Origin of the sequence: Thalassotalea euphylliae (assembly GCF_003390375.1) — a bacterium.
Classification (GTDB): domain Bacteria; phylum Pseudomonadota; class Gammaproteobacteria; order Enterobacterales; family Alteromonadaceae; genus Thalassotalea_F; species Thalassotalea_F euphylliae_A.
Map to the genome: position 1 here is coordinate 3,242,630 of NZ_QUOT01000001.1, position 14,340 is coordinate 3,256,969.

Genomic DNA, 14,340 nt, shown 5'->3' on the forward strand with positions numbered 1-14,340 from the left:
GCAATTATCTTTTTGGTGCGAAACTGTATTTCACTTGTATTTACCCGTCTCTGACCTCAACAAATCAGCCAAACAAAGCGTTGGATCTCTCGTTTAGCGACAGATAAACTAGCTAAAATATCTAATTAACCTATTAGGTTACTATCAATTAGATAGGGCTAAGGGCTATAATTATAGCCACATTCAACGGGTTTGCTACGCGCAAGTACGTTCAATTATGTATAAAAATAGCAATTTTACTTAAAAATTGCGCCATTGTCAGAAAAAAACTAAGTTTTTAATCATGGTTATCGATTTGAGGTTTAAGTGATTGTATTTCGTTATCTATTAAAGGAAGTGGCTAAAGCGCAGCTTGCTGTTTTCTTTGTGTTGATGACCATTTTTATAAGTCAGAAATTTGTTCGTGTGCTTGATGACGCCTCTGAAGGGGGGATTCCCGGTCATCTGGTGATGGTGTTTATTGGCCTCAAAATGCCTGATTTAGCGGGCATGTTGTTGCCATTGAGCTTATTCCTCGGCGTTTTGCTCGCTTATGGGCGCATCTATGCTGACAGTGAAATGACGGTATTGCACGCATGCGGGGTCAGCGAATGGTATGTGGTGCGAGTCACACTCGTACTCAGTTTAATTACCGCGATATTTACCGGCATATTTACACTGTACCTTGCACCTATGGCGGCAGAATATGAGTATCAAGTAAAAGAAAGGCTGGCGGCCGATTCCGGCATCAGTGCTATGGTCGCGGGGCGTTTTCAAAAAACGGGCAACGATAAAGCGGTGGTGTTTATCCACGATAAAGACAGAGCCGATAGCTCGCTCAACAAAGTATTTGTCGCGCAATTGCCGAGTGAAGCGGGTGGCGTTGAAAGCGTGATTAATTCCAGCCTAGTTTACGCTGATAAAGGTCGAGTCGTTGAAGAAGAATCAGGCTCACAGCGTTTGGTACTAGAAGATGGCACACGTTATCAAAGCGATATTAATTCCGGCGAGTTTCGCGCTGTAGCTTTTGATAAATACTACATTCAAATTCAAGATCAAAAAGTTGAACATAAACGTCGAAAAATCAGTGCAATTGCCACCGAAGATTTACTGTTAGATGACTCGCAAGATGCGCAAGCCGCGATACAGTGGCGTTTAGCCTTTCCACTCGCTTGTATTATTTTAACCTTAGTTGCAGTGCCGTTGTCTGTGGTCAATCCAAGACAAGGCAAATTCGCTAAATTGTTGCCTGCACTGCTTTTATTCCTCGCCTACTTCTTGTTATTAACGGCAATGCGCTCTGGTGTTGAAGGCAACGCGCTACCTTATTATGTCGGGCTCTGGCCTGTGCACCTGATAGCTTTGGCGCTTGGTGCGAGTTTATTAATACAAAGTAGAACTAGTGGCTTGCGCTTAAAAGCTAGATTACCCAAACGAGCCAGAAATAGAAGAGCCAGCGACGTTAAATCAACCGCTCAATCTGAGCTAGAGCGGAGGCAACAATAATGCGTATTTTAGATGCTTATATCGGCCGTGTTATTGCTTCAACCACTTTTATTACGCTTATGGTATTTGTCAGTGTCAGTGGCATTATCAAGTTTGTTGAGCAAATGGGCGATGTTGGTCGTGGTAATTACGAACTAGCGCATGCTGCGCTTTATGTTTTATATGCGGTACCACGTGATATCGAGATTTTCTTCCCAATGGCGGCGCTGATTGGTGGCTTGATTGGCATTGGTATGCTGGCGAGCAATAGTGAGCTGGTGGTAATGCAAGCTGCAGGCTTATCAAAACTTACTATTGTTAAATCGGCAATGAAAACAGCAGTGCTGTTAATTTTAGTGTCAATGGCGGTAGGTGAGTGGTTAGCGCCAGCAGGTGAGGCGTCAGCACGAGAACTTAGAGCGCAAGCCATCTCGGGTGGTAGCCTGATCTCCTCGAAAAATGGTGTTTGGGCGAAAGATGGCGATTACTTTGTTCATATTACGGAAGTAGAAGATCAAGGCACACTAAACAAGGTGCAAGTCTATCGCTTTGATGAGTCATTAAAGCTAGAAAGTTGGCTATCGGCAGATTCAGCAACGTTTGCAGACGGTGCTTGGCAACTTAGCAATGTTAAAGATACGAAAGTCACCGACCGCGCAGTATTAGAAGAAACGTATGAAACGTTGGCGTGGCAGTCGAGCTTAACGCCGGAAAAACTTGGTGTGGTAACAGTTAAACCAGAGTCGCTGTCGGTACAGGGCTTGGTTAGCTACTTAGAGTACCTTTCACAAAACGAACAAGATCAAAGTCGTTACTTGTTAGCATTTTGGCGAAAATTGGTTCAGCCATTAACCGTTGCGGTCATGCTCTTGGTTGCTTTGTCGTTTATCTTTGGCCCATTGCGCTCAGTATCGATGGGCGCGCGCATCATGATGGGGGTATTGACAGGCTTGTTGTTTCACATCACCAACCAAGTGTTTGGTAGTTTAAGCTTGGTATATCAGTTGCCGCCCATTATTGGGGCGGTTATGCCAAGCATCTTGTTTGTCAGTGTCGCGCTGTTCTTGATGAAGCGAAAGGCATAAAGCAAAATCGACAAACCAAAACCGATAAATCAAAAAAGCAGCTATTTAGCTGCTCTTTTGGTTTTTATTCGATATTCAATAGTCTTTCTTTAATACACTTTCTTAAGCACTCGCTATTTTACACTCTTTGTTCAGTTTTGGTTTAACGTCTTGGCTCATTGGCGGCAAGTGATAAAACAACAACTTCGGTATTGGTTAGTTTATCTTGCAGGCTTTGCTTATTCTTTCTATCAAATAGCACTAAGAAATTCCCCAAACCCAAAAGTGTTGGTAACAAGCGTTTTAAGCCTGTTTTTTTATCGATAACACTGCCGTCTAAATTCTGTACTCGCAGTCGCCATGCTTTCATACCAATAGTCTGACCGTTACGTGCCCAAAAATAAATGAAGAAAAAGGCGACCCAGCCAATGCCCCAACCATCCACTAATATTCGATAAACGATAGAGCTCTCTTTAACATCAATTAGGTGATCATATCCTGCTGTATCTACCAAGCCGATATTGGCAGCCAAGGCGAAAAGTCCAAAGCCTATGGCACCCGCGACCATATAAACCGCAATTGCGATTAATGCATCGTAAACCCAAGAGCCAAAACGACGGAAAAAGCCCGCGCGAGGAAATTCGGTATAACGGACAAAAGTAGTATCTTCTTGTTTAGCCGTTTCTTGTTTAGCCATAGGGAAGTGAGCTTGGTAAATTCGGATTACATTGAGGGGCTAGTATACAGCGCTCTAGTTCACAAACCCAAGCTTAAGTTACGTGGGGAAGGTGGCACGCTTATCTCACAGCTTAAGTAAAACAGGATTTATATACCATTCGCATAATTAATCGCCACTTAGTCTTATTTACGAATAAAAAGGATTGATTCATTAAGATCTTTTCGTATAATGCCAAGCACTTTCGTTAGTCAACGAAACGACACGTGTTGCCGGAGTGGTGGAATTGGTAGACACGACGGATTCAAAATCCGTTGCCTTTGCGGGCGTGCCGGTTCAAGTCCGGCCTCCGGTACCATTTTCTCTAAAAGAGAAAACTAATAAACCTGCTTAATGCAGGTTTTTTTTGTTTCTACTGTCTGTAAAAGCTCAAATTTCGCATCTACTTCAAGCTCCAATCCTATGTTTGTGCAACTAACTTGATAACACTCGCCAATACGTCTTTGTGTTATTTCACTGATATTAAAGCATGTTATTTTCAGTGTTCGAGGTTGTGCCGAAACTAGCGTATTGTTCGTTAGTTTCTGGCATTACAATAGTGCGCCATATAAGCGTTAAAAATTAACTCGTCGAGCGATTGCTTCCCGTCATCTTCGGCCAAACCACAAATCACTTCAATATTACTAATACGCTTTTGGTGTAAGTTGTTGTTAACAAGGGTTGATATTTGTTGAGCTGTGCTAGTTAAAGAATTCATTGAACAATTTGAAAACAGGCCAACAAAGCCAGATTCTTCATATCGGGCAATAACATCTGAGCCAGTAGAGCTTAATTTCAAAGAATTGACAACAATCTTAAGGATCGTTGTATAGCTATCGGGTTTTAAATCCTTTAACCCTGCTAAACCTTTTACATAAAAGTACATCACGGCTAGCGGGATATCAGCATCTCGGCAAATTTTTTGACCAATTGTGGCTATTTGATTAAACCCATCATGATTAAGCAACTGGCTTTCAAGGCAATATGCTTTGCCATTTCGGGCGGCAAGCTCAAGTTCTACAATAGCGGCGATTTGTTTTAACTGCCGCTGTGAGGCTAAATTAAATTCTCTCGGCTTATTGTCGATTAAACACAGTGAGCCAATATTGAACCCTTCAGGAGATCTTATTGGTTGAGCGGCGTAAAACCTGATATCAGGTTTGCTCAATACAAACGGATTTTCTGCAAAGCGCTTGTCTTTTAATGTGTCTTGTACGACAAAGCTTTCTTCTTGAAGAATGGCGTGCGCACAAAAAGAATCATTGCGGTGCGATTCTTTTGCATCTAATCCTATTCGTGACTTATACCAAGTTCGTTTGCTATCAACGATGGAGAAGAGTGCAATAGGGACACCAAAGAGTTGTGAAACAAATTGGGTCAAACGGTCATATTTATCTTCAGGGGCTGTGTCTAAAATATTCAGCTTTTTAAGCGACGCTATTCGGCTTCTTTCATTAGCTGAAATTGGGGGGTTGAGCATGGCTATAAACTCTAAATAAGCCCGAAATTTTCCGCAATTGTAGAGCAAGGTTGTCAGTATGCAATATCAAGCTGCTCAATTCACAAGCAAACGAAATAACTTTTTTTCGAATATTTATTTTATGTGAAATTTTAGTAAACAATTGTTTGAAAATTTGTTTAGTCATGCTCGATTATTTTCTAGATATAGAAAACCATCTTGCCACTGTTTAATTCAAGCAATCGCAAAGATGTTTAAATGTTATTGCACGAATCACGAAACTATTCGTAATTTGTTAGTCCATCTAGTTCTAAATACATGTGGTCAACCAATGATAAAATAATAACATTACTTGATCGCTCCTTTCTGTGTCATCAACAACTGCCGGTCAAGTGCCATTTATCAACGTTAACTAGCGCGTTAGCGTTTCACATTTATTCCCAGACTTTTTCTAGGTAGTGTTATGACTTACTTTAAGCCTTCTGTTATTGCTATGGCTATTGCAACCGCAGCATCTGCTGGCAGTGTTGCGACAAGTGTTGCATTTGCTGAAACAGTAAATGAACAAGAAATTGAAAAAATAAGCATTATTGGTTCTCGCCGTTTAGGGCGCAGTATTGAAGACAGCCCTGTGCCTATCGATATTCTGGACGCTGATACGCTGGCAGGCACTGGCCTAACGGAAACTAACCAGCTGTTAAATACACTATTACCTAGCTTTAATTTCCCTCAGCCTTCATTGACTGATGGCACCGATCATGTGCGTCCCGCTCAACTGCGCGGCTTAGCGCCAGATCACACGCTAGTATTGATCAATGGTAAGCGCCGTCATACCAGTGCTTTATTGAACTTAGGTGGCTCAGCCGGCCGTGGCTCTTCGGCGGTTGATTTAAATGCGATTCCTGTGAATGCCATTGAGCGTATCGAAGTACTGCGTGACGGTGCGGCAGCACAGTATGGTTCTGACGCGATTGCTGGTGTGATCAACATTGTACTGAAAAACGCATCAAGTGGCGGTGAAGTGTCAGTTACTTACGGTGGTAATGTTACTGAAATGGAAGGAGTGCCAAATTTAGAAGGTGTTAGTGTTGGTGAAGACGGTAACTTGGCCTTTGAAACCGGTGGTGACCGCGATGTTACAGACGGACAAACGTTAACACTGCGTGCTAATTCTGGTTTTGCTTTAGGTGAAGACGGTTTTGTTAATGTCTCACTGGAATATCGCGATCGTAACACCGCCAACCGCGCTGACTTTGACCCGCGCGAAAATTACGAGCGCCAAGCAGATGGTTCATTGGACCCTAGAGAACTAACGATTAACCGTTACAACCATACCTTTGGAAATGGTGAAGTAGAAGATATCGCGGTTTTTGTTAATGCCGGCTACTACCTTGATGAAGATACTGAGCTTTACGCCTTTGGCTCATACAGTGGCCGAGAAGGTGAAAGTGGTGGTTTCTATCGCCGTGCCAAAGACAGCCGCAATGTTAAAGCTATTTACCCTGACGGCTTTGCGCCACGTATTACTTCAAAAATTAATGACTATTCATTAGCCGCAGGCGTCAAAGGCTATGTATTAGAAGAATGGAACTACGATGTTTCTGCTGTTTATGGCCGCGATCAGTTCCAATTTGGCGTCGAAAATAGCTTAAATACGTCATTGGGTGCCCAGAGCCCAACTGATTTTGATGCCGGTAGTTTGATTTACGATCAGCTTACACTAAACGCTGATTTTAGCCGTGTATTTGACTCAGCCTTATTTGAAAATGGTTTGAACGTAGCGTTTGGTGTCGAATATCGCCACGAAAGTTACGAAATTGAAGCGGGTGAGCCAGCCTCGTATCAGCGCGGTGAGTTTGGCCGTGGCGGTGCCGTGCGCACCTCAGATAGTGATGCTTTTGGCGCGGCTGGTTCGCAAGTATTTGTTGGCTTTAGCCCAGTATCTGCAGGCGACAATAGCCGCCATAATGTTAGTGCCTACATCGACTTAGAAACTGATATTACTGATTTTTGGAACATGACTGTTGCTGCGCGTTACGAAGACTACTCAGATTTTGGCTCAACGTTAAACGGCAAAATAGCTAACCGCTTTAGCTTAACCGAAGAACTTGCTTTGCGTTTATCAGCATCAACAGGTTTTAGAGCGCCATCATTGCAGCAGCAGTTTTTTACCAATATTCAGACCACGTTTGTCGATTCTGTACCAGTAGAAACGGGCACCTTTGCACCGGGCAGTGATGTTGCTAAAGCACTAGGCTCGCCGGGCTTAGACGCAGAAGAGTCTGTAAGCATCGCTGGCGGCATTACGTGGACACCAGTGGCTGAGCTTAGCTTATCAATCGATGCTTACCGCATTGATATTGATGATCGTATTGTTTTATCAAATAACCTTTCAGGCCCAGGTATTGAAAGCTTGTTGGCAGGAACAGGTGCTACGCGTGCACGTTTCTTCCTAAACGCCATAGATAGCCGCACTGAAGGTGTTGATGTGGTCGCGACTTATTCGTTAGATCTAAACACTTACGGCAACGTGCTGTTTAACGCAGGTTATAACTATAACGATAATGAAGTGACCAACATTATTGAGCCACCAGCGGCACTACAAGGTGCTGGTGTTGACCAAGGTAACTTATTCTCAGGCACAGAAATTTTGCGCTTTGAAGTGGGCTCGCCAAAAAGTAAGCTGAACTTAAGTGCGACATGGAACTTTGATGATGTTAAGGCAACGTTGCGCACCACTCGCTACGGTGAAACGCAAGACCCATCAATTAACCCTGCGCGTAATGAAGTGATCCCTACCGAATGGGTTACAGACATTGATGTCGCTTACCAATTAACTGATGGCTTATCGTTGAGTGTCGGCGCGAACAATGTATTCGATCAATACCCAGATGCAAGCCGTAACTTGATTGACGATGTGACCACCTTTACTCGTATTTTCGCTTATTCTCCGTTTGCGCCATATGGTTTCACAGGCCGATTTGTTTACGGAAAAGTTAGCTACTCGTTCTAATAGCTACTACTAACGTTTGAACTAAGTGAAAGCCCCAAAGTTTTAGAAACTTTTGGGGCTTTTTTATTTTTTGCGTTGATAGTATTGACTGCGAATTTGCTTAAATTTTCCTTCGCGTTTTGCTTTTTCGATGACCTTTTCTAATTCATCTATGTGCTCGAAAAGATGTGATTTTTTGGAAATAATAAAATGCGAGCTGCTTTTTAATGACTTTGGTTGCCACCTCGATGGCACAATCGCATCGCTAAGTTTTCGTTCAGTCAGCACTTTATTCGTACTAAGTGCGGTATGGAAAAAGCCATCAATACGTTTTCGCTCAAGTAGCTGAACTTTTTGACTAAGTGATTTAACTCTCACTTTGTTTGAATAATCTTCTTTTTCAAACATTAAATAGCTATTTGCCCCTTGGCTGAGCCCAATTATTGCGGCCTTTAGCTGTTCTGTATTAGCAATTTTATCGCGATCTTCCGCGCTTACAAAGAGCATTTCCGTGACCGCAGTGTATGCTGGCATCAATGCTACTAGCGCAGGGTTATTATCTTTACCAAATATAATAATATCGACATCTCCTTTTTCTAACTCTTTGACTCGACGGGCAAGCGGTAAAGGTTTGATGCGAATATTTTGGCTGAGCTCATCGGCCAGAAATTGAAAGTACTTTGCGTGTAGCCCATTAGGAAAACCAGGTGATACAGAGGCAATGATAGTTTCTTTAGCCAACGAAGTTGCGCTAAATAGAAAAATACTCATTACCAATGTATTAATGGAAATACGCAAATTAGAAAACTCCTAAAGGTTAGTGCGCGTTAACAGTTTGTTAATGCAAATTACGGTCATTATAGCCTAACTTGATAAGCCTTTTTTAATCAGTCGAGCGTGTTACCGTATTCGCCAAAACCAGCGCAGGTGAATGCGATGTTCGAGGGTTTGTCTGCCACATTAAAAGTCATGGGCATTGATAAAGATAGTGGAGAATCTTCTAAAAAAGAGTCAGTGCGCTATTTTGATAACACCAAGTCCGTACCAGTAAAACATGCAGGGCTATGGTTCCCGACACACGCCAAAGGACGTTTTATTGAAAAAGGCGAGGTGCTAGGAGTACTTAAGGACTACTTTGGCAATGAGCTTGAGCAAGTAATAGCGCCAGTAAGTGGTTATGGTATTTATGGCTTAAAAGGGCCTGCCATTAGAAAAGGCGATAGCGTAATGACGATTGCAATCCCAACGAATTCAATTAAAGAGTAATTATGCTCTTTAATCTCGTATTTAAGGCTATAAATTACAGCTGAAGCCACCAAGTTAAATTTGTTAAAAGTAGGCCGAGATATGAACTCGGCCTTTTAGTATTTCATTCATGACAAGCGCTCTAACTGTAAATCTAGCCTTCTGGAAAATCCAATATTTTTTTAGGGGGCGTTCGCTGCTCGAATTCTTGTGATCTTTAACCAAATCTCTAAGCAAGTAAATGTTATGTCTGTAAGCTGAGTTATGTCGCATTGGAATAACGTAACAAGAGTTTGCAAAATTGTTAATTTTCTGTAACTAATTAATGGTTGTGATTGCACTGCAGGTTCACTGCTTTATAATGCGCGCGAAATTCATCAGAACAGTTTAAAAAATGTTCGCTTGGCTCATAGAAGTAGCTGGCTTAATGCACTTACGCTTTCGGTTTCCGATCGGTAGACCAAGAAAACTGTTCACTTAAATCACTCATATTGGCACTAGCCACAAGCCCATTTAAAAACGTAATAGGGAATCAATGAAACTTGATATTCGTTCTAAAGTTGTTGCTGCGTCAGCAATCGTAATTGTTTTAGCCATTGCGCTTGTTAGTACTTTTAGCATTATTAACACGCGAGATATTGTGCTGTCTAACACAGTAGACAAGCAAATGCCTGCGGTAATGGGGGAGGTAGCCAACAGTATCAATACTGACTTACAGCGCCCAATTGCTGTTTCTCGCGTGTTGGCAACAAATCCAGATTACAAACAATTTTTAGCGAGCGGTGAGCAAGACAGTGCTAAGTTGTCTAACTACCTAAAAGCGATTAAAGAAGAGTTTAATGCAACCTCTTCATTCTATATTTCAGACATTACGGGCAACTATTACACAACAGATGGCATTTTAACGAAAGTTACCTCCAATGATCCTGGCTTCTCTTGGTTCTATGATTTTAAAGCAAGTGGTAAGCCCTTTGCTGTGGTCATTAATATTGACGAAGCGAATGGCAAAATGACCTTGTTTGTAAACTACCGTGTTGAAATTGATGGTCAGTTTAAAGCGCTTGCAGGTGTCGGTTTTGCTGTCGATAGTATGGCTGAGCTTATTAAACAATATAAAATTGGCGAAAAGGGCATCGTTTTTTTGGTTGACGAAGACGGTAAGATCGCTGCGCACCCAGATTCCGACAAGGTTGGCCAAAATTATTTCTCGCACATTGGCGCAGACAAATCGGCACTTCTTACGAAACAGGCATTTGCCAGTTATGAACTAAGCAATGCTGAACACCATAGTTTATTAGCCAGCAGCTACTTGGCTGATCTTGGCTGGTATATTGTTGCTGACGTGCCTTACGACGACGTTTTCGGGCAACTTGATAGCCTAACCTACTCGCTTGTTTTACTCGGCGTTATTATCGCTGTGGTATTTCTAGTATTTGTTACGCTAGTAATCACGCGCCTTATTTCACCGTTTAGCGACATGACCAAATTACTAGAGCAAATTGGCCAAGGTGGTGGTGATTTAACGATTCGCTTAGACGAGTCTAGAACTGATGAAGTTGGTCGAATGGCACGCGGCTACAACAACTTTGTTGAGCATCTAGCTGATATTTTACGTCAAGTTTCTCGTGCAGCGGATGAATTACAAAGCTCTGTTAGTCATGTAGATGCTAAAACCTCTGAGATGACTGATGAGCTTTCAGTGCAAACACAAAACACCGAGCAAGTGGCTACGGCAATTGATGAAATGGGGGTTACCGCAAGAGAAATTGCCAATAATGCCCAGTCAGCTGCTGATTACTCAAAAGCCGCTGAGGATTTAGCGAATCAAGGTACAGAGTCAGTGGTAGAAACTTTAGCGACAGTGAATAGTACAACCTCACAATTAGCAGAAACTACCGACTTAGTTAATCAGTTATCCGATAACACTGAGTCAATTGACGCTATTTTGGAAGTGATTCGTTCGGTATCAGAGCAAACTAACTTGTTAGCGTTAAACGCGGCGATTGAGGCAGCCCGAGCTGGTGAGCATGGTCGAGGCTTTGCCGTGGTTGCGGATGAAGTGCGCAGTCTTGCGTCTCGCAGTCATCAGTCGGCAGAAGAAATTAAAACGACCATTGAGTCATTTAAAGAGCAAACCCAAGTGGTGGTCGACTCTATCGCGCAATCAGTTGAATTGAGTAATTCGAGCTTGGCACAAGCGACTAAGTCAGGTGAGCACTTGGAAGAAATTGTTGGCAATATGGCGCAAGTCAATGAGATGAACTTCCAAATAGCTTCAGCAACAGAAGAGCAGTCTAATGTGGTAGGTGAAATTACGCCGCACGTAGCAGCCATTGCGGAAGTCGCGCAGCATAATTCGTCTAACCTCAATGAAATGGCAGATGACAGTCAGCAATTAAACGAAATGGCGAGAAGCCTAAACAAATTAGTTGCTAACTTTACCTTGGATTAGCTGAATTAGGATTAGTTAAGCTCAAAATATCTGCTGTTTGTTAACACAAGCTAAGTCGCTACTTGGCTTGTGTTTAACTTGTCTAATATCTATTTTTAGTGCGTTAGCCTTGCAGCATTAAAAACTCGACAATTTTATTCATTTCTAAATTAAAATCATCTGCTCGCACACTTTTAATCACAATACCTTCAGTGCTCGATAAATCAATATCTTCAGCCATGGTGTAGTGGCGGTGATCAATGTCGTAAAACGAACGAACTTTTGGGCGGGTTGGGTCATCGGTTCTTGCTTCAACAATGGCTAAGCGATTGGCGTTTAGTTCGACCAAAGAGCCTATTGGGTAAACCCCCATGCAGCGGATAAATTGATCAACCAGAATTTGATCAAGCTCACCATCTTTAGCAAGCTTTCTTAAAATATTAAATGCTTTAATATGGCAGTAGCCTGCTTTGTAGACTCGGTTAGCAGTAAGCGCATCGAAAATATCACAAATAGTGATCATCCTGCCGTACATTGAAATATCATCAGCCGCCAACTGGTATGGATAGCCTGAGCCATTGAGCTTTTCATGATGAAGGGCAGCGACCTCCATACTCAAATCTGAAATACCAGCAATGTTATTAATGATATCAATTGAATGTTGAACATGGGTTTGCATTACCGCAAACTCCTCAGGTGTTAATTTGGCAGGTTTATTAAGAATTTCGTCAGGTATTTTAACTTTGCCAACATCATGTAAAAAAGCGCCGATAGCAACCTCTTTGGCTAAACGCTTTTCAATGCCTAAATGGCGGCAAAATATGCTCATCAATATAGATACAGAAACTGCATGTTCCAGCAGGTAGTCATCTTTAATGCGGATATTAAGCACACAGGCTAATGCGTCTGGGTTTTTAAATACCGCTTCCACAGCATCATCAGTAACTTCTTTTACAGGCACGATGTCAACATCAATGTCATTCATGATATTGCGCAACAGTTGACGTTGAATGCTTTTTGAGTGGGAAAACAGGGCTTTTGCCTGGCTGATTTCGAAGGCCAATGGTTCTACATAAGTGTCAGTTTGCTCAGGACGAGTAAACTGAATGTCGCCATTGTCTGAATTTTTGATAACTAGTGACTTGCTAGTGTCAATTAGAACACTCGAAACGCCGTGATTAGCGAGATTATCAATAATCGCTTGCGATTTAACATGGCCTGGACCTTTTAGTTGATAGGTGCCCGTTTGTTCAACAATATCAACAATATATTGGCCCAATTTTATTTTGGTTATCCCTACTTCAATAATCATTTACTGCCATTCCGTTTCTTCTATTTAATCAAACAATCGAGCAAGGGTAACGAGCCAAGTAACCTGCCAGTGGTGTTAATGCTAAGTGTAGACGTCTAAGGGGGCTTTGCAATTTTATAAGGTGGCCTAATCATCAGTGATTGTGATCAGTATCAAGCCAGTGATGTGCGTGAAAAAAGCAAGTGCTAATGTAGGACTAGCCTATTAGCGCTGGGCTACCCATTAGCGCAGGGCTAAGCTATGTAATTGTTTGAAAGATAAGAATTAAGAGTGAGTCGGGTGTGTTGCTTTATGGCGATATTGGGCTTGGTCTGCCAGTTTAAGTAGGTCGTCCATTGTTTGTTTGCCATTACTTTGAACTGCGCCACAACTAATTGTGACTGGCAGTAATTTGTCTTGGTAGCGCATTTGATGGTTCGCGAAGAAACTGACTAGCCGTTGTGCAACTTGGTCGGCTTCGTGTTGGCGTTGGTTGGCAAGAGTAATGACAAATTCATCGCCAGCATATCTAAAGCAATGGTCAGTATCGCGAATCAGTTCTTTAATTTGGCTAGCAACATAAACCAGCACTTTGTCACCACAATCGTGGCCATAAGTATCATTGATTTGCTTAAATTTATTACAGTCAATAAATAGCAGTGAAAATGGCGTGCTGTAGCGCTTTTGGCGGCTTAACTCTTCGGTAATAGTCACTTCCATTAAGCGACGATTGGCAACGCCGGTTAGGCGATCATAATTCGCCATATATTCGAGTTGTTCACGAATCAGCACATTAGATAAACAAAGACTGACTTTAACTGCTAGCTGCTCAAGGTGGATTGTACCTAAGTCCGGTGCAAACCGGCCGCTGCTGCGATCGGTTAACAGCAAACTACCAAACAGCTTTCCTTCTAATTTTACCGGAATAAAAGCGGCAGATTTTGCCCCTTCGAACAAACTCGTTGGTAAAATACAGTCAAGTTCTGCCAGTTGATTGGTTAGCAATGGTTTTTCGTCGCCATGGAATAACGCTAGTCGTTCGGCACTAATTTGACGGGTATGTTGCGTGTGCCAATCGGTTTGAGCCACTTGGCTTAACATATAGCTGAGCGGTGGAGGGTCAATCAGCAGTAGGTGAATATCATGCAGTTGGAACTTGTTTTTTATCAATGTCAGTAGCGTTTGCAATAACTCTTTGCTTGATGAGCAGCTAAGAATTTCTGTTTCAATTTCAAACAGTTTTTTAGCGATTGCTTCATTCGTTCTGGAGTTTTCAATTAACTGCTGTATTGATGACATAGATGTCCACTCGACTATTTTTCTACTCTGTAATTGTTAAGAATTCTTGCGCATGAGGCAAGCGAAAAATTATCAGAAATTGGTATTTGTGACACTGGTATCTAAATTGCTTTATCTAGCCTATCAGTTGAGTTTCACAGTATTGTTCGCCATGTTTTTGGCGCGGCTAGTGCCGCAAATTAGGGTAGTGATTTATTGATACGTTGCGTATTTCTGCCCAGCATTGCCTTTGCAGACTATGAATTGGCAATGGCTAAGACTTTACTTATTGCTGCCGATAACGGAAGTTAATACTGCAATACTTTGCAGTATTGGCAGGGCTACTGGTTATACGGCATGCGTAAACATATGTAAACCAAGTGGGGTGGGCAACTGATTAA

General features: G+C 42.2%; 10 protein-coding genes and 1 tRNA gene. 6 read left to right on the forward strand and 5 right to left on the reverse strand.

What is annotated here, in order from left to right; translation table 11 throughout:
- Positions 1–306: 306 nt before the first annotated feature.
- Together lptF and lptG are read left to right on the forward strand one after the other, a co-directional pair.
- Positions 307–1,485 carry an LPS export ABC transporter permease LptF gene (gene lptF / locus DXX94_RS14290; protein WP_116016898.1) on the forward strand — a complete coding sequence of 393 codons (1,179 nt, stop codon included), beginning with the start codon at positions 307–309 and terminating at the stop codon, positions 1,483–1,485.
- A complete protein-coding gene (gene lptG / locus DXX94_RS14295) occupies positions 1,485–2,549 on the forward strand; it encodes an LPS export ABC transporter permease LptG (RefSeq protein ID WP_374188837.1) in 1,065 nt (354 codons plus the stop codon). The genes lptF and lptG overlap by 1 nt, the downstream gene beginning before the upstream one ends.
- 142 nt (positions 2,550–2,691) lie before the next feature.
- On the opposite strand, the gene DXX94_RS14300 is transcribed toward lptG, so the two are convergent.
- Positions 2,692–3,225 (reverse strand): RDD family protein, encoded by a 534-nt coding sequence (locus tag DXX94_RS14300; RefSeq protein ID WP_116016902.1) that lies wholly within the window; start codon positions 3,223–3,225, stop codon positions 2,692–2,694.
- Between the two features lie 250 nt (positions 3,226–3,475).
- On the opposite strand from DXX94_RS14300, the gene DXX94_RS14305 reads away from it, so the two are divergent.
- Positions 3,476–3,562: transfer RNA gene (locus DXX94_RS14305), tRNA-Leu, on the forward strand.
- Positions 3,563–3,781: 219 nt separating this feature from the next.
- Here DXX94_RS14305 and DXX94_RS14310 read toward each other — a convergent pair.
- Positions 3,782–4,723, reverse strand: a complete 942-nt coding sequence (locus DXX94_RS14310) for a GAF domain-containing protein (protein ID WP_116016904.1) — start codon at positions 4,721–4,723, stop codon at positions 3,782–3,784.
- Between the two features lie 442 nt (positions 4,724–5,165).
- On the opposite strand from DXX94_RS14310, the gene DXX94_RS14315 reads away from it, so the two are divergent.
- Positions 5,166–7,715 carry a TonB-dependent receptor plug domain-containing protein gene (locus tag DXX94_RS14315; RefSeq protein WP_116016906.1) on the forward strand — a complete coding sequence of 850 codons (2,550 nt, stop codon included), beginning with the start codon at positions 5,166–5,168 and terminating at the stop codon, positions 7,713–7,715.
- Positions 7,716–7,778: 63 nt separating this feature from the next.
- Here the strand turns inward: DXX94_RS14315 and DXX94_RS14320 are convergent, their stop codons facing one another.
- Positions 7,779–8,492 (reverse strand): substrate-binding periplasmic protein, encoded by a 714-nt coding sequence (locus tag DXX94_RS14320; protein ID WP_147302296.1) that lies wholly within the window; start codon positions 8,490–8,492, stop codon positions 7,779–7,781.
- Positions 8,493–8,630: 138 nt separating this feature from the next.
- Here DXX94_RS14320 and DXX94_RS14325 point away from each other — a divergent pair, with 138 nt between their 5' ends.
- On the forward strand, positions 8,631–8,960 hold the full coding sequence (locus tag DXX94_RS14325; protein ID WP_116016910.1) for a hypothetical protein: 330 nt from the start codon (positions 8,631–8,633) through the stop codon (positions 8,958–8,960).
- A 514-nt stretch (positions 8,961–9,474) separates the two neighbouring features.
- Positions 9,475–11,391, forward strand: coding sequence for a methyl-accepting chemotaxis protein (locus DXX94_RS14330; protein ID WP_116016912.1), 1,917 nt, complete (start codon positions 9,475–9,477; stop codon positions 11,389–11,391).
- Between the two features lie 103 nt (positions 11,392–11,494).
- On the opposite strand, the gene DXX94_RS14335 is transcribed toward DXX94_RS14330, so the two are convergent.
- Both DXX94_RS14335 and DXX94_RS14340 read right to left on the reverse strand, forming a co-directional pair.
- A complete protein-coding gene (locus DXX94_RS14335; RefSeq protein ID WP_116016914.1) occupies positions 11,495–12,682 on the reverse strand; it encodes an HD-GYP domain-containing protein in 1,188 nt (395 codons plus the stop codon).
- Positions 12,683–12,946: 264 nt separating this feature from the next.
- Entirely contained in the window at positions 12,947–13,960 is a 1,014-nt protein-coding gene (locus DXX94_RS14340) for a sensor domain-containing diguanylate cyclase (protein ID WP_116016916.1), read from the reverse strand.
- Positions 13,961–14,340: the final 380 nt, after the last annotated feature.